Raw genomic sequence first — 16,638 nt, 5'->3', positions numbered from 1 at the left:
CACGATTCCCCGTCGACTGCTGAGCGAAAACCGTATCCGCTAGAGCGCGGCCAGCGCGGCACCTCCCAGAAACCGACTCGAACCGGTCCCGCACCCACACCCGCTCAGAACGATCACGTGGGACGCACTGAGAACCCCGGCGAGCACGGGCCCGACGTACCGCCATCGCCGAATCTGATGCATCCCTTCTCCGACCGCGAGTATCGGCAGAAGCGTCCAGGGCAGATAGACGCGCACTGTACCCGCGTCGACGAATCCCAGCACGGCCGGTCCCGGGCCGGTGGCGACTTGCAGCGGAACGCTGTCGGTCGTCAGTACCAGGTCGTGGACCGTGAGTGGAATCGGGACGACCCAGCCGAACAGCCACGCGCTCGCCACGAGGACGAGGACGCTGATGCCCGGCGTCCGACGAGGGACCCATCGCACTCGGCTGCCGATCGACGCTGCGGCTTCTCGCCGCTCCACGTCAGTCATCGAGCTGGGTCCACGAGAGTTGCCACCGTCCGACGAAGCGGATCACTTCCGAGCTGGCGTAGCCCAGCGCGCCGATGAGGATGACGGACGCGACGATGTTCTCGAAGTTACCGCTCGTGTACGATACCCAGACGAACCGGCCGATGCCTTCGTCAGCCACCATCTCGGCGGCGACGAGGTTCACCCACGCGAGCCCCATGCCAATCACTAGTCCCGTGTGGATCGACGGGAGTGCGCCGGGATAGATAACATTCCGGAAGACGTCAGTCGAGGTCCCGCCCAGCGACTCGATCGCCCTGACGTAGTCGGGCTCGATGTCGTGGACGCCCTGGATGGTGTTCAGGAGGATGGGGAAGAAGGCCCCGAGGAAGGTGATGAACATGATACTCGACCGCATCGAGGGCAGGACGAGGATCGTCAGGGGAATCCAGGCGATCGGCGGGACCGGCCGGAGAATCTCCAGCGACGGGAACACCAGGTCGTGGACGACGGTCTTCCAGCCGATGAGCAGTCCCAGGGGGACGCCGATGACCGCCGCAATGACGAACGAGCCGAGGATGTGGAGGAGGCTGATGCTGACCGACTCGTGAATGATCGGGTTGCCGAGCAACGCCACCAGGGCCGTGAGCGCGGCGACCGGTCCGGGAAGTCCCCCGATGAGGCCAACACTCGATATCGCGGTCCAGACGAGTACCAAGCCGGCCAGCGACACGAGCCGGCGACTGACCTCGAAGAGGCTCGGCAGCCGTCGTTCGATGGCCGTCGCGGTGCTCATTCCATGGCCTCCCGCGCCTCCTCGTGGATGAGATGGAGCACGCGGTCCTTGAGCGCGGTGAACTCCTCAGTGGTCGTCATCGAGAGGTCCCGTGGCCGCTCCAGGTCGACGTCGACGATCTCTTTGACCCTTCCCGGGCCGGCCGTCATCACGAGCACCCGGTCTGCGAGGAACAGCGCTTCCTCGACGTCGTGGGTGATGAACAGGACCGTCCGGTTGTCGTCGTCCCAGACTTCGAGTAGCATCTCCTGGAGCATCTCCTTCGTCAGCGCGTCCAGCGCGCTGAAGGGCTCGTCCATCAGCATGATGTCGGGGTCGTTAGCGAGCAGCCGGGCGATTTCGGCTCGCTGTTGCATCCCGCCGGAGAGCTCCGAGGGGTAGGCGTTCTCGGTGCCCTCGAGCCCCATGCGTTCGAGCAACTGACTGGCGCGGCCGTCCTCGACCGCGCCCCGCATCTTGGGGCCGATGTCGACGTTTTCTTCGATAGTCATCCACGGGAGGAGGCGGTTCGACTGGAAGACGACGCCCCGCTCGGCCGACGGGCCGTCGATGATCTCTCCGTCGACGTAGACGTTTCCACTCGTCGGGTCGGTGAAGCCGGCGATACATTCGAGCAGCGTGCTCTTCCCGCAGCCTGACGGTCCGAGAACGGTGACGAACTCGCCCGCGTCGATGTGGAGCGTTACGTCGTCGACCGCGACGACGTGTTCGCCGTCCGGGTCGTACACCTTGGAGACGGACTCGACGTGGATAGAGCCGTCCCGCTCGGTCGCTGCGTCGGTCTCGTTCGGTGCGATCTGCGTGTTGTCGGTCATTGTGGGTGGTAACGTGGGGCTGCGGTCAGTCTACTCACGGTCTTTCCATGCAGTCAGGCGGGACCCGACCCGGGAGACGGCGTAGCTCGAGAGCGCCCCGTAGGACCCGAGGACGATGATGCCGACGACGACAGTCTCGGTCTGCATCAGTCGGTAGGCCTGATAGGTGATGTAGCCGACCCCGAAGTTCCCGGAGATCATCTCGGCGGCGACGACGGCGATCCAGCCGATTCCGACGCCGAGCATGATGCCCGTCGCTATCGAGGGGACCGACGCGGGGATGATGACGTGCCGAAACAGGTCCCACTGGCTCCCGCCGAGGCTCTGGACGGCCCTGACGTACTCCGTCTCGATGCTGCGGACGCCGTCAGCGGTGTTGAGCAACACCGGGAAGAACGCGCTGACGAACACCACCCAGACGATACTGAGCAGGTTCGTCGAGAACGCGACGAGCGCTATCGGGACCCAGGCCACGGGTGGAATGGGCCGGAGCAGTTCGAAGGCGGGCGCGACGTACCGTTCCCACCAGTCGCTCCAGCCGATGAGGAGTCCCGTCGGGACAGCTGTCGCGACCGCCAAGCCGACGCCGAGGCCGACCCGGTAAATCGTGTGGTAGGAGTGGTAGTACAGCGAGTAGCCGCCGTTGGTCATCGGCTCGCCGAGCAGGTAGCCCATCAGCGCCCCGGCCGCTTCGGGCGGCGTCGTGATGAGGGCGAATCCGAGAACGCCCACGCGGACGAAGAGCCACCAGACCGCCAGAAAGCCCGCGATCGAGACGGCCTTGAGCACGTAGCGGGGCGGCCTCGGGATCGCGCCGACCTGTCGTTGGACGGAGGCGAGATACGCCTCTACTCTGGTGACCGCGCTCATTCAGCGCTCACCTCGTCGTCGTAGGGGCTCCACTCGACCTCGGATTCCAGGGCGCTCGCGGCCTCGTCGAGCAGGCCGAAGCTGTAGCGCTCCTCGGTCGGGAGCTGGTCGATCGCGCCCTGTTCGAGGAGGAAGGCCGGGGCGGTCTCTTCGAGGAGCTCGCGGGCCGGTTCGATCTTCCGGAGGTCCGTCGCGAACTGCATCTTCGGCGTGTCGGGGTTGATGTCGATGGGCTCGAACAGCGACGCTTCGATGGTTGCCGGTTCGTAATCCGCGAGGTCCTCCTCCTGATTGATGAGTTCGATGGTGCGCTCGGGGTCGGTCTTCATGATGTGCTTGGCCTCGAGCTCGGCCTTCATGATCGCCAGCGCCGCCTCGCGGTTCTCCGTCATGAAAGAGTCGTTCATCGTCAGGGCACCGATGTCGGGGTCGTCGTACGGCGCGCCCGTGACGACCCAGTCGGCGACGTCCTGCTGAACGACGCCCATCGTCGGGTTCGGTTCCCACATCACGCCGGCGTCGAGTTCGCCCGAGCCGATGTTGGCGAGAATCGTGTTGACGTCTTGATCGACGAGGTTGACCGAGATGTTCTCGTACTCCTGCAGCGAGAGGAGAAACCGGTGTGAGCACGCGCCCGTGGTGGCACCAACGTCAGCGCCGTCGAGGTCCTTCGGCCCCGAAATGTCCGAATCTTTTGGAGTGATGACGACGTTACACTGTTGGCCCCACGACCAGCCGGAGAGACCGATCATGTTGATCGGCTTGTCGGTGTTGGCTAGCGCGAGGATGGTCGGCATGTCGCCGTTGTATCCGGCCTGGTTCTTGCCGGCGATCATCCGGTTACCGATGACCGAACCCTGGAGCGCGGACTGCCACTCGACCTCGTAGTCCCCGTCCAGCGGCTCGGTGTACTTCTCGACGAGCTCACCGTGTTTCACGACGAGCTCGGACCAGTACGGCGTGCCGAACGGCTGATACCCGATGGTGATCGTCGTCGTGCTGCTGCCCGCACTCCCGCCGCTACATCCCGCGAGGAGCCCGAGCGCACCGGCACCGACCGCCCCCTCGAGGAACCGCCGTCGCGACGGAGTCGTCGTCTCTCCGTCCGTTCCCGTGTAATCGGTTCCATTGTCACCGCGCTTCGCTTGTGCATTGTTCTCTGGGTTCATCCGAACGACTCAATCGAGACAATCCCCTCATAAGAAATTTCTGTATTATTAACATTTTATCGCAGAAAGTGGTATATCACGGCAAATAAAGTTCGAACTTGCAAATGCATGTTCAAACATATATACATATTATAATATCTCCTAGAAGTTCAAATATGTACCCTCTCTTACGGTATACTACTGTATTTTGGCGGAAATTCGAGTAAAATAGTTTAATATCACAACCTTCTACGGCAGATTTTTAACCCGGAAACGAATCGAATGTGGTGTCGGCGAGCGGGCGACGCTCGCACGCACCCACGACAACCAATGAGCGGAAATATCCAGAAAGAGATCGCGAGCGAGGGAACGACTCAGGAAGAGATCGACGAGTATTACGGCACGGTGTCGATCTCCGAAGAGCAGGTAACGGCCGGCGCGTACGACACGTGGGAGATCGAGTACACGGTCGGCGAGCTGGGCCTCGACGACGGCGCGAAACTGAAGATTGCGACCAACCAGACCAGCGACTGGCAGCGCCCGCAGTTCGAGGACCCGAGCGCTGACAACTACGCTAGCGTCGAGACCAGCGGTGACGCAACCGTCGAGGGTCGATTCGACCGCCGCTACCTGACGAAGAAACCGTGGAACGACAACGTCGTCGTCGACATCCACGACGGCTACACCGAGCCCGGCGAGACGATCACGATCACCTTCGGCGACACGAGCGAAGGGAGCATGGGCCACCAGGTCCAGTCGTTCCCCGAGACCGCCTTCGAGTTCCACTTCTTCGTGGACATGCTCGGGACGGGCGATTTCCTCCTGCTCGACGAACTCGACTATCAGATCGTCGCGGGCGAGCCCGCGCGGCTCCAGGCCATCGCCCCCTCGACAGTCGAGCCCGGTGAGGAGACCGAAATCGTCGTGCGCGTACTCGATTACTGGTACAACACGGCCAACGACTACGACGGGACGCTCTCCATCAAGAACGGCGGCGAGGAGACGCTCACCTTCGTGGCCGACGATCCGGTCGAGCACATCCCCGTCACATTCGGCGAGGAAGGGGTCCACCGCGTCACGATCGAGGACACGGATCGCGACTGGGAGGCAACGTCGAACCCCATCGTCGTCGGCGGCGACAAGGAGTACGACATCCACTGGGGCGACATCCACGGCCAGTCCGGGAAGACGGTCGGGACCGGCACCATCGACGAGTACTTCGAGTTCGCCAGAGACGAGGCGCTGATCGATTTCGCCTCGCACGCGGCCAACGACTTCCAGGTCACCGATGACTACTGGGAGGACGTTCAGGACGGCATCAAGAAGTTCCACGAGCCCGGCGAGTTCGTCACGCTCCTCTGTAACGAGTGGTCGACCAACACCGTCAACGGCGGCGACAACAACGTCTACTACAAGAACGACGACGAGCCGCTGCTGCGAAGCTGCGGCTGGCAGTCCGCCGAGGGCTTCGACAAGCACAAAGGGACGCCCAAGATCGAGGACATGTACGCGACCTACGAGGGGCGGGACGACGTGATGATCATCCCGCATCAGGGCGGCCGTCCGGCCCGCCTCCGCGACGAGGACGAGGTCGACTACGACCTGACGCCGTTCATCGAGATCACGTCCTTCTGGGGGGTCTTCGAGTGGTTCGCGCACGAGGCCCTCGACCGCGGGTACGAGTGCGGATTCATCGCGGGCAGCGACGACCACACCGGGCGACTCGGCGCGTCCCAGCCGACCAACCACTACGAGCCCGACGACACCGCCAGCCTCCAGGCCGCCGACTTCAACATCACTGGCGGCATCATGGCAGCCAGCGTCGATGAACTGACCCGTGACGGCCTCTGGGAGGCCATGCAGAGCCGGCGGTGCTACGGCACGACCGGCGAGCGGACCCTGCTTTCCGTCGACCTCGACGGCGCGAACATGGGCGAGAAGATCAGCGTCGACGGCGACGTGACCTTCGACGTGACCGTCAACGGGACCGAGCCCGTGAAGCGAATCGACCTCTTCGACGGGTCCGAGAAGATCGAGAGCGTCAACCTCACCGACAGCGACGAGTATCTCGAACTGACTTGGAGCGGCGCGCGCTCGAAGCACCGTCACAAGGTCCAGGACGCCAACGGCGGCCTGACCCTCGACAAGGGCGAGATCGAGGACGCCGTCGGGTTCGGCTTCCACAACCCCGAACAGGGCATCACGTCGATGACCGACACCACCATCGAGTGGGACTCGACGATCTCCGGGAACTACCAGGGCGTCAAGCTCGACCTCGACGCGCCAGACGACACGGAACTCTCTTTCCGGACCCCGTTCCTCAGCGAGTCCTGGGAACTCGGCGAGATCGAGGACGGCATGGTCGAGGAGGCCGGCGAACTCGAACAACAGCTCGCCTTCCGCTACGTGGGCGAGGCGACCGCGAAGGACGTCGAGGTGTCGTTCGACCTCGACGCAGACGACGGCGAAGACCACGCCTACTACGTCCGAACGGTGCAGGAGGACGGCGACATGGCCTGGAGTTCCCCGGTCTTCGTCCGGTAAGACCCGCACGGCACCGCCCATCCCACGGATCGGATGCGGCCGACCACTCTCCCGGGCGATACGCCTCTGACGCCCGCTGGGAGACCTTCTTCCGCGCGATTTCGACCGTTATTTCACATGACCGACGACACCGACGACACCGACGACTACGATGCAACGGCAATCCAGACGCTCGAAGGCCTCGAAGCCGTCCGCACACGGCCGGCGATGTACGTGGGCTCGACGGACGCGGCGGGCCTGCACCACATGGTCTACGAAGTCATCGACAACGCCATCGACGAGGCGCTCGCGGGCCACTGCGAGACGATTACGGTGACCATCCACCCCGACGATTCCGTGTCGGTCAGTGATGACGGCCGCGGGATTCCGGTCGATGCCCACGAGGACGGCCGCTCCGCGCTGGAAGTGGTGATGACCGTACTCCACGCCGGCGGTAAGTTCGACGACTCATCCTACCAGGTCTCGGGCGGTCTCCACGGAGTGGGGGTGAGCGTCGTCAACGCCCTCTCGGAGCGTCTCGAAGTAGCGGTGCGACGCGACGGCGCGGTCTGGCAGCAGGCATTCGAGCGCGGCGAGCCAGTGAGTCCGCCCGAACGCGTCGGCTCCCTCGACCCAGATGCGGACACCGGGACGGCGGTTCGCCTCTGGCCCGATCGGGGCATCTTCGACGACGCGCCGTTCTCGTTCTCGACGCTGGCCGGCCGACTGCGGGAACTCGCGTTTCTGAACGCCGGCGTCCATATCGACCTGCTAGACGAGCGCGACGGGACCGAAGAGACGTTCGGGTACGAGGGCGGTCTCCGCGAGTTCGTCCGCTACCTCAACGAGGGGAAGACGCCGCTGCATCCGGACGTCATCACCGTCGAGACAGTGGAAGAAGTCGACGCCGGCCCCCTCTCGGTCGCCGTCGCGATGCAGGCGACCGACGACGTGCAGGCGTCGATCCACGCCTTCGCCAACAACATCGACACGCGAGAGGGCGGAACGCACCTCACCGGCTTCAAGACTGCGCTGACCCGCGTCGTCAACGACTACGCGACCGACAACGACCTGTTGTCGGCGATCGACGGGACGCTTCGGGGCGAGGACATCCGCGAGGGGCTCACCGCCGTCATCTCGGTGAAACATCCCGATCCGCAGTTCGAGGGCCAGACCAAGACGAAGCTTGGCAACAGCGACGTCCGCGGCGTCGTCGAGTCCGCGATGCACGACGGCCTGTCGACGTTCTTCGAGGAGCACCCAAACAGCGCCGAGACGATCATCTCGAAGGCTGTCGAGGCCGCGAAGGCCCGAACGGCCGCCGAGAAAGCCGAGAAGCTGACGCGGCGCAAATCGGCGCTGCGTTCGACGGCGCTGCCCGGCAAACTCGCGGACTGCCAGACGCACGACCCGGGCCGGGCCGAACTGTTCGTAGTGGAAGGGGATTCGGCCGGTGGAAGCGCCAAGCAGGGCCGAAATCCCGAGTTCCAGGCCGTCCTTCCGATCAAGGGGAAGATTCTGAACGTCGAGAAACACCGGCTCGATCGCGTTCTCGAAAACGACGAGATTCGAAATCTCATCACCGCCCTCGGGACCGCCATCGGCGACGAGTTCGACGCCGACGACTGCCGCTACGAGAAGATCATCTTGATGACCGACGCCGATGTGGACGGGGCGCACATCAGGACGCTCCTGCTGACGCTGTTCTACCGGCACATGAAACCGCTCATCGAGGCGGGGTACGTCTACGCCTCGCAGCCACCGCTCTACCGAATCCGGTATCGCGGTGAGACTTACGATGCGATGACGGAGGCCGAACGAGACGAGATCGTCGCGGAGCGTTGTGACGGCAACCCGACTCAGGTCCAGCGGTTCAAGGGCCTCGGTGAGATGAACCCCGATCAGCTCTGGGAGTCCACGATGGAGCCGGAGAACCGCATTCTCAAGCAAATCACTATCGAGGACGCCGCGGCCGCCGACAAGATGTTCACCGTGCTCATGGGGGACGCCGTCGAACCGCGCAAGGAGTTCATCAAGGAGCACTCCCCCGAGGCAGAGTGGGTCGATATCTGACTGCCGTCCCTCCCATCGGAACGACGTGACCCCTCCGCTGACGGTTCCTCTCGGCAATCGATGGCGTCCGATCAACGTACGCCGTTCTCGGTATCTATCGAGAAATCGAGCCCGTTCGAATTCGAATAGCGTGTCAGAAATATCGTATGGGATATATGATGTCGTATATCGACTTCCCTTTGACATATAGTTGAATGTGAGTCTAGATAGTGTCCTAAACCTCCTATATCTGGCCAAACCTGGAAATAAATTCTCTGTCTGGTGGCTACCGCATGGATCGGATCACATTGTGCGTCTCGAGCCCTGTGAGCGTGAGCGACCGCAGTACCACGTCTCACCCACGTCGGTGGAGCGAACCGATTCGCTTTCCAGTTGCGTGGAACCGATCACTACGCTGAAGTAGCAGGCGATAAATTTCCAGATATGGTTCAAGTCGAACGTGTCGCCGACACGCACCATCACACCGGCGAGGGGCCCCTGTGGCACCCCGCCGCGGAACGACTCTACTGGGTCGACATCCCGGCCGGCGAACTGCACCGATACGACCCCGCGACCGACGAGCACGAACTCGCGTACGAGAAACCTTCGGGACCGATCGGCGGGTACACGCTCGAATCCGACGGTGCGCTCCTCCTGTTCACAGAACGAACGGTTGAGCGGTACGTCCCGGGTTCGGACGCGACCAACGTCGTACTGGAGATCGACGCCGACACCCGGTTCAACGACGTCATCGCGGACCCCGAGGGGCGGGTGTTCTGCGGGACGATGCCCGGCGCGGACTCGCTGGGGACGCTCTATCGCGTCGATCCAGACGGTAGTGTGACGGTGGTCGTCGAGCAGGTGGACATCCCAAACGGGATGGGGTTCACCGGGGATCAGTCGACGTTCTACTTCACCGAGTCGGAAGCCCATCGCATCTACGCCTACGAGTACGAGCGGTCGACCGGCGAGATCACCAATCGCCGGACGTTCCGCGAAACCGATCCCGACGACGGCATCCCTGACGGACTGACAGTCGACGCGGAGAATCACGTGTGGTCGGCCCGGTGGAACGGCGGGCGGGTGGTCCGGTACACGCCGGAGGGAGAGCCCGTCGCAGAGATCTCGCTGCCCGCGCGGAAGGTGTCGTCGGTGACGTTCGGCGGGTCCGAGTACGACGACTTGTACCTGACGACTGCTCTGGCCGGCGGAAACCGGGAGGCCGAGGGTCCGGGAGCCGGCGCCGTCTTTCGCGTCACCGACCTCGACGTCTCTGGCGTCCCCGAGTACCGCTCCCGGATCGCGTGACCGAATGGGAGTTCCTCGTTCGCGAGGTGCCGACGATTCGGGACTCGTTTGCCGGCCCGTCGCCGCCACTGTCGCCTTCGGGTTGCTGAGAGGCGGATTCACCAGTGTCGAACGCGTCCAGAACGCCGAGGTGCGGTTTCGTCTGGACTGCTCTGTGCGAGCCGTCGACTGCTTTCGACGTAGATAACGACTGTACTTCTGTTATTCTCGACGAATGACCGGGTGATGGCGAGCGCTCGTCCTGAATGGTCAATTACGTATGTGGTTCGAGCGAGTCACGGTCAGGTTCGCCGTGTCGTCGCGACGACCGTCCGCTGTGAACTCCGACCCTATCGTGCATTGCTAATTCTCATATTGTTGAAAGCTAGCAAGTACCACGACATTCGAAAAATCTCGCTAATCAGACAGATCCTTCACCACTTTCTCGCCCTCGCTGTGGCTACAAACCCCACATTCGTCGATCACCGACCGCTATCGTTCGATACTCGTCGTTCGACAATCCTGATTGGTGGACGTGAGGGCCGGGCGGCACTGGATTCCGAACTGATCGAGGGCTGGCGACCGCGGTATCGGCCGGTGGTATTCGCGAGGGATACCCGACAGTCCGCTGTCGCGAATCTACTACTCTTCCGTTCAGGTAGACTGAATCGATCGAGGATTCGGTTCGGGGAGTGTGGCCCCGTCCGGTGGGCGTCACGACCGAACCGATCTGTACAACCGGTACTCTGCCGTCGGACTACCAAGGGCGGCCGTCGTCAGTCGGCTGGACGGTCTCGACGAAGTTGAAGTTCCACTTCTGATTGTCCCCGCCGTTCCAGGACCACTGGATCACGTCCGCGCCGTCGGCCGTCGACGCGTTGTTCACGTCGGCCACCTTTCCGCTGGCGACGTTTCTGATTCGGTACGTCCCGTCGCCGTTCTCGACGATGTCCCACTTCTGGGGCCCGCCGGTCCACCACGCCCACTGCTGGAGGCTCGCGCCATCCGCCGTCGAGCCGTCGGGCACGTCGAGCGCACGGGTGCTGTTCTGATTGAAGATGCGGTACTCGCCGCCGCCGATGTACTCCACCCACCACCGCTGGCAGGTGCAGTCGTTCGCGTTCCACTGCCGGACGTTGTCGCCGTCGCTCGTGCCGGCGTCTGCGACCTCCAAGAGCTTGCCGCTGTTGACGTTCTCGATCTCGTAGATCCCGTCCGCCAGGATGCCGGTGTCGGTCGTGTTCGGTTCGACGGACTGGAGGCTCGGCGTCTTGTCGCCCCCGATGATGGGCCAGTCGTCGTCGGTCCACTCGACGCGGTCGACGAAGAACTTCCGCGCGGGGACGCCGTCGACGTACTCCTGAGCGTTGGCATCGTAGGCGTGGTAGACGAACCAGTCTTTGCCGTTGTCGTCGGTGGTGATGTCTCCGTGGGCGGGCGCGACGAAGCGGTCGTTGGCGGTGAGCTGGGCGATGCCGGCGTTGTCGCTGTCGTAGTTCAGCATGTCCGTACCCGAGGGATCGGTGTATGGACCGAAGAAGTCCGTCGAGCGCCCGACCTCTACCTCGTACGTGCTACTGTAGCCGCCACAGCACGTGCCGGTGGCGACGAACAGGTACCAGTAGCCGTTCCGGGAGAAGACCGTGCTCCCCTCGTAAGCGTCGCCCGCGACCTGCTGGAGCGTGCCCGACCGCCAGTCCTGTAGGTCGGCGGTGAGTTCCATCACGTAGATGCCCTGGAAGCTCCCCCAGAACAGGTAGGGCGTGCCGTCGTACTCGACGAAGTACCCGTCGATGGTCCCGCCGCCGGCGTGGTCGGTGTCCCCGATGATCTGTCCGTAGTCCGTGAAGGGGCCGTCGGGCGTGTCCGACTTCGCGAGGCCGATTCCGAACTCCCCGCTCTCCCACGGCCGGGGCGAGAGCGAGTAGAACATCACCCACTCGCCGTCGTAGTAGTGGATGTCCGGTGCCCAGATCGACCCGTAGGTCCACCCGGGACGCGAGCCGAACGCCTCGCCGACGTAGGTCCACTCGTGGAGATTGTCGGACCGAAGAATCGGGACGAGGCGTTCCGCTGAGTCGTTCGAGCCGTCGTCCCGGTTCATGTTCGTTCCGTACGCCCACCACGTTCCGCTATCGTCTCGATGGATCGTCGGGTCAGGGAAGTGCGGTCCGTATAGTTCGTTGTGGTAGTGTGTCGAACCGTCGGTGCTCCCAGAGGCGGACCCGCTCGACGCGACCCCGCCGGCCGTCCCGAGTGCGCCGACGCCGATCGTTTTCAGAACGCTACGCCTATCGACACCGCTGTCATCGTCTGCCATACGAATCATACCAGTGACTAACTACGTAAATAGATATAGCATGATTTTACATGCCGGATTGTCGGGAAGTGGGATCGAAAGTGAATTGCTGTCTACTGGGATACATTATCGGAATGTTTATGTGATAGGCGGCATCTCGCTGACATGGAGTGTGTTATGAGATGACACCACATGAGCCGCTCGACATCGACAGGCGAACCTACCTCAAAATGGCAAGCGGTGCCGTAACGATTCCCGCGCTGAGCAGCGCGGTCGGTGCAACACAGGACGAAGCGGCAGATGCGGCCCAGAACAGTTCACAGTCCCGTCACGCGAAAATCGACCGACTGGACGCGTATCTCGACGAGAACGACCTCGAAGCGGTGTGGTTCGCGGACTCCGACACGTACGCGTGGCTGCTGGGCCGCAGCAACGTCATCGACCGGAGTTCGTCCACAGGCGTCGCCGTCGTCGGCTACGACGGCTCCGATCTCACCATCGTCGTCGACAACGACGAGCGGGCCCTGGTCCGCGACGAACACTTCGAGAACCAAGGCTCAGGCGGGGAGTCCGCGGAGAACGAGGCGACGGAGACAGACGGAGAGTCGCCGGATGACGAGGAATCATCGTCGGACGGATCTTCGTCGCTCCCCGACGTGACCATCGAGACGTTCCCGTGGTACGCGACCTCCCTCGGCGAGGCCGTTGCCGTGCACTCGCCGACGCCCGCGGCCGCCGACTTCGACGTCCCGGGACTGGAGTCCGTGAGTGCGAGCGCGCTTCGACGGCCGCTCACGCAGGAGGACATCGATCGATACCGGACGCTGAGCAGTCAGACGGCCGCCGCGGTCGAGGGAGTCATGCGAAACGCCGAATCCGGCGACACCGAGCAACAGGTCGCCAATGCGCTCGGCTGTGCGCTCGACGAGTACGGCATCGACCATCCGGTCGTCCTCGTGGCGGGCGGGGAGCGGGCCCAGAAATACCGTCACCCGGTCCCCCGCGACATCGAACTCGGCGACTACGTCGTCGTGTCCGTCGTCGGTCGACGCCTCGGCGAGTACGCCAGCTGCACGCGGACGGTCGCGTTCGACCCGCCGGAGTGGCTCGAAGACCGACACCGAATCGCGACGCGCGTCGACGCGACCGCGCTGGGTGCGACGCAGACGGCCGCCCAGTCGGACGACACGGCCGGCGATGTCTTCGAAGCGATTCGGGACGCCTACGAGCAAGCGGGGCTCCCGGACGAGTGGCAGGCCCATCATCAGGGTGGTGCGGCCGGGTACGCGAGCAGGGAGTGGGTCGCGAAACCGGAACTCGAAACGAAGGTCACCGCGCCGATGGCGTACGCGTGGAACCCGACCGTACAGGGAGCGAAGAGCGAGGGAACCGTTCTCGTGACTGCCGACGACATCGAACCACTCACCGTGACGGGCGAGTGGCCGATGCTCGACGCCGAGTCGTACGTGTCCGATACGACCGTGTCACGTCCCGATATCCTCTACAAGAACTCGTAGCCCGCGCCCCACCCCGTCCCATTACACAGGTGTGAACAGTGACTGGACGGCTGGAGACGCGTCACTACGCAACGTCTGGGCACAGATATGCCGCTGTCGGAATCAAATAAGTCATAATATAAATTACTACCCTGTTTTTACCTCTAATATGGCAAAGTATGATTAGAGAAAGCAGACTATAAATATAGATGTCGGAAATGGGAGGACACATCCTCCCAAAACTGTTCCCTGACGGATCTACGTACTGAATTCGATCACAGATTTCCGATACCTGTCACGCGCCGTCGACTCACGCCGCGTGGTCGACAGCGGGCGTGGGAGCGGCCCCTGCTGTGGCGTCTCCCGTCCACCGCTCGAGTTGCACAAACCCTTACATGTGGCCACTATAATTGTGTTATATGACTGCATGCAATGTACTGCCGTTCGAGGGTTGGTATCGATAGATCAGATGAGCGCTCCGTAAGCTACGCACCTATGGATGAACCGGGAGAAGGAGAGAGTGAAAATCGGTATCGGCAGTTGATCGAAACGTCACCCGCACCGATCAATCTCTTCGACGCATCCGGCGACATCATCTGGGGAAACGACGCGGTTCTGGACCTCCTCGGTCTCCCATCGAGAGACCAACTGATCGGTCGCTCGATTTTCGAGTTCATCGACACCGACGACCACGAGACGGCGAAACGAGAGCTCGCCGAGGTGGTCGAGAACAAAATCGCGACCGGACCGACCGAGATGCAGTTACGCCCACCGGACGGCGAGACGCGCACGATACGGGTGTCCACCGCACCCGGAACGTACCGGGGCACGGACATCGGCCAGGCGGTGATCATCGACGTCACGCAACTGAAATCCGTGCAGGCGGCGCTCGAAGCCGAACGCGAGTTCATCGAAGACGCCATCAACACGTTACAGGACGCCTTCTACGTGCTCGACTCCGCCGGTGACCTCGTGCGGTGGAACGAGACGCTCCTCGAGCGATCCGGCTACACCGACTCCGAGGTTCGGGACATGGCTCTCGAAGACTTCTTCGTCCAGGCGGATGTCGATCGGGTCTCGGAGTCGATCGCGACCGCGTTCGCGGCGGGAACCGACACTCTCGAAGCCACGGTGGTAACGAAGCGGGGGACTACGATTCCGTACGAATTTCGCAAGCGGCGCCTGTCCCGAGACGGCGACGTGATCGGCGTCGTCGGCATCGGTCGCGACGTGTCGGACCGCAACGCCCGCGATCAGCACCTCCACGCCGTGGACCGGCTACTCCAGCACCACCTCCGCAATCAGGTGACGGTCATCCGCGGACAGGCCGAGATACTTCGGCGGGACGGCGTCGAATCGGACGCCCACCTCGACCGCATCGAATCGGCCTCTGAGAGGCTCCTCTCCCTGTTCGACGATCATCACCACATCGTCAACGTGCTCACGGAACGCGATCAGCTAGAGGCGGTCGACGTCGTGTCGGTCCTCGACTCGGTACTGCGGGACGTCGAGCGGGCGTTTCCCGCCGCCACGATTTCGCGGAACCTGCCGGCAGAAGCGACCGCTCTGGCACTCTCTACGCTTCAGAACGCCATCCGCGAACTCGTCGAAAACGCCATCGAGCACAGCGAGAGCACGGAGCCGACGGTCGAGGTCGCCGTCGATACGGACGAGGCCTCGGTCGAGATTCACGTCCTCGACACCGGGCCACGAATCCCACAGAACGAACGGGCGGCACTCGAGACCGACAGCGCGTTCGGACCGACGTCCCACTCGACCGGTCTCGGGCTGTGGCTGGTGCACTGGATCGTGAAGCGCTCGGGCGGCACGCTCCGTTTCGGCGAGAACGACCCGCGAGGGAACGTCGTGACGATGGAGTTCCAGACGCCGGGCGACCGGCTCCCCGAATAGCGACCGGAAGCCGGCCGTCGGCAGACCGAGTCAGTTCCAGGCGTCGGGGCCGAACCCGGGGTTGATCGTCCGGTTCGTTCGATCGATTCCGTCGATACGGTCGATTTCGGCGTCCGAGAGCGTCAGATCGAGGCTGTCGAAATTGTCGGAGAGGTGACCCCGGCCGGTCGCTTTCGGGATCGCAGTGACGCCCTTCTCGCGGAGCCACGCCAGACTGACCTGCGCGGCGCTGGCGTCGTGATCGGCCGCGATGTCGGTCAGCACGTCGCTGTCGAAGACGCCGCCGCGCGCCAGCGGCGAGTACGCGACCAGTTTGTAACCGTGTTCCTCCGCGTGGGCGCGCAGTTCCGTCTGGGGCAGGAACGGGTGCATCTCGACCTGATTGGCGAACAGCGGGGCGTCGAGGTAGTCCATCGCCTCCTCGACGCGATCGGGTTCGAAGTTCGAGACGCCGACGTTGTGGATCTTTCCCCGGTCGTAGAGGTCGTCGAACGCGGCGAGCGTCTCCGCGGGGTCGTACGTGCCCGCGGGCCAGTGGACGTACAGCACGTCCACGGCGTCGACGCCGAGTTTGTCGAGGCTTTCTTCAGCGGTCTCGATCACGTCCTCGCGCGCGAGATTCGACTTCCAGACCTTCGTGGCCAGGAAGACGTCCTCCCGCGGCACCTCAGCCGCGGCGATGCCGTCACCGACTGCCTCCTCGTTGCCGTAGGCCTGTGCGGTGTCGACGTGGCGGTAGCCCATCTCTAGAGCCGTATCGACGCTCTCTACGCACGTCTCCGGGTCGTCGTTCTGCCACGTCCCGAGGCCGAGCATCGGCATCCCGTCGGCCAGCGGAGCGCTCACCGGGAACTGGTCCTGTGGTGTCATCGTCGTGCCTCGGCGCTTTCGCTTCAAAAAGGCAGTGGTGCGTGCGATTCGGCGACACACGGCGGAGTCGGCCGTCGTCGGTCGACGGACACCGGCGGACGACACGGCCCGGCCGCTT

At 63.4% G+C, this 16,638-nt stretch carries 12 protein-coding genes; 5 read left to right on the top strand and 7 right to left on the bottom strand.

Annotated features, from left to right (window positions below):
* Nucleotides 1-39: 39 nt before the first annotated feature.
* The 5 genes from GM656_RS13730 to GM656_RS13710 are packed head-to-tail and all read right to left on the bottom strand — an operon-like array spanning nucleotide 40 to nucleotide 4,103.
* Entirely contained in the window at nucleotides 40-474 is a 435-nt protein-coding gene (locus tag GM656_RS13730) for a hypothetical protein (RefSeq protein ID WP_162414249.1), read from the bottom strand.
* Nucleotides 467-1,249 (bottom strand): ABC transporter permease, encoded by a 783-nt coding sequence (locus tag GM656_RS13725; protein ID WP_162414248.1) that lies wholly within the window; start codon nucleotides 1,247-1,249, stop codon nucleotides 467-469. The genes GM656_RS13730 and GM656_RS13725 overlap by 8 nt, the downstream gene beginning before the upstream one ends.
* Nucleotides 1,246-2,064, bottom strand: coding sequence for an ABC transporter ATP-binding protein (locus GM656_RS13720; protein WP_162414247.1), 819 nt, complete (start codon nucleotides 2,062-2,064; stop codon nucleotides 1,246-1,248). The genes GM656_RS13725 and GM656_RS13720 overlap by 4 nt, the downstream gene beginning before the upstream one ends.
* A gap of 30 nt (nucleotides 2,065-2,094) precedes the next feature.
* Complete coding sequence (locus GM656_RS13715; protein ID WP_162414246.1) at nucleotides 2,095-2,934, bottom strand: ABC transporter permease; 840 nt, start codon at nucleotides 2,932-2,934, stop codon at nucleotides 2,095-2,097.
* On the bottom strand, nucleotides 2,931-4,103 hold the full coding sequence (locus tag GM656_RS13710; protein ID WP_162414245.1) for an ABC transporter substrate-binding protein: 1,173 nt from the start codon (nucleotides 4,101-4,103) through the stop codon (nucleotides 2,931-2,933). Before GM656_RS13710 ends, GM656_RS13715 begins: the two co-directional genes overlap by 4 nt.
* 309 nt (nucleotides 4,104-4,412) lie before the next feature.
* Here GM656_RS13710 and GM656_RS13705 point away from each other — a divergent pair, with 309 nt between their 5' ends.
* The 3 genes from GM656_RS13705 (at nucleotide 4,413) to GM656_RS13695 (ending at nucleotide 9,965) form a co-directional block, all read left to right on the top strand.
* Nucleotides 4,413-6,626 carry a PHP domain-containing protein gene (locus tag GM656_RS13705; RefSeq protein WP_162414244.1) on the top strand — a complete coding sequence of 738 codons (2,214 nt, stop codon included), beginning with the start codon at nucleotides 4,413-4,415 and terminating at the stop codon, nucleotides 6,624-6,626.
* Nucleotides 6,627-6,743: 117 nt separating this feature from the next.
* Nucleotides 6,744-8,678 (top strand): DNA topoisomerase (ATP-hydrolyzing) subunit B, encoded by a 1,935-nt coding sequence (gene gyrB, locus GM656_RS13700; protein ID WP_162414243.1) that lies wholly within the window; start codon nucleotides 6,744-6,746, stop codon nucleotides 8,676-8,678.
* Between the two features lie 423 nt (nucleotides 8,679-9,101).
* A complete protein-coding gene (locus tag GM656_RS13695; RefSeq protein WP_162414242.1) occupies nucleotides 9,102-9,965 on the top strand; it encodes an SMP-30/gluconolactonase/LRE family protein in 864 nt (287 codons plus the stop codon).
* Between the two features lie 736 nt (nucleotides 9,966-10,701).
* On the opposite strand, the gene GM656_RS13690 is transcribed toward GM656_RS13695, so the two are convergent.
* Nucleotides 10,702-12,264 (bottom strand): family 43 glycosylhydrolase, encoded by a 1,563-nt coding sequence (locus GM656_RS13690; RefSeq protein ID WP_162414241.1) that lies wholly within the window; start codon nucleotides 12,262-12,264, stop codon nucleotides 10,702-10,704.
* 161 nt (nucleotides 12,265-12,425) lie between these two features.
* Between GM656_RS13690 and GM656_RS13685 the strand changes: the two genes are divergently transcribed.
* Together GM656_RS13685 and GM656_RS13680 are read left to right on the top strand one after the other, a co-directional pair.
* Complete coding sequence (locus tag GM656_RS13685) at nucleotides 12,426-13,760, top strand: M24 family metallopeptidase (protein ID WP_162414240.1); 1,335 nt, start codon at nucleotides 12,426-12,428, stop codon at nucleotides 13,758-13,760.
* A gap of 474 nt (nucleotides 13,761-14,234) precedes the next feature.
* The gene (locus GM656_RS13680; protein ID WP_162414239.1) at nucleotides 14,235-15,650 is read left to right on the top strand and encodes a PAS domain S-box protein; all 1,416 of its coding nucleotides are present in this window, start codon (nucleotides 14,235-14,237) and stop codon (nucleotides 15,648-15,650) included.
* A 30-nt stretch (nucleotides 15,651-15,680) separates the two neighbouring features.
* Here the strand turns inward: GM656_RS13680 and GM656_RS13675 are convergent, their stop codons facing one another.
* Entirely contained in the window at nucleotides 15,681-16,472 is a 792-nt protein-coding gene (locus GM656_RS13675; protein WP_162414515.1) for an aldo/keto reductase, read from the bottom strand.
* Nucleotides 16,473-16,638 lie beyond the last annotated feature (166 nt).

The sequence above is a fragment of the Haloarcula salina genome (genome assembly GCF_010119195.1).
Classification (GTDB): domain Archaea; phylum Halobacteriota; class Halobacteria; order Halobacteriales; family Haloarculaceae; genus Haloarcula; species Haloarcula salina.
Note: the sequence above shows the minus strand (reverse complement) of the source record. Positions and strands in the feature narration are given on the sequence as shown.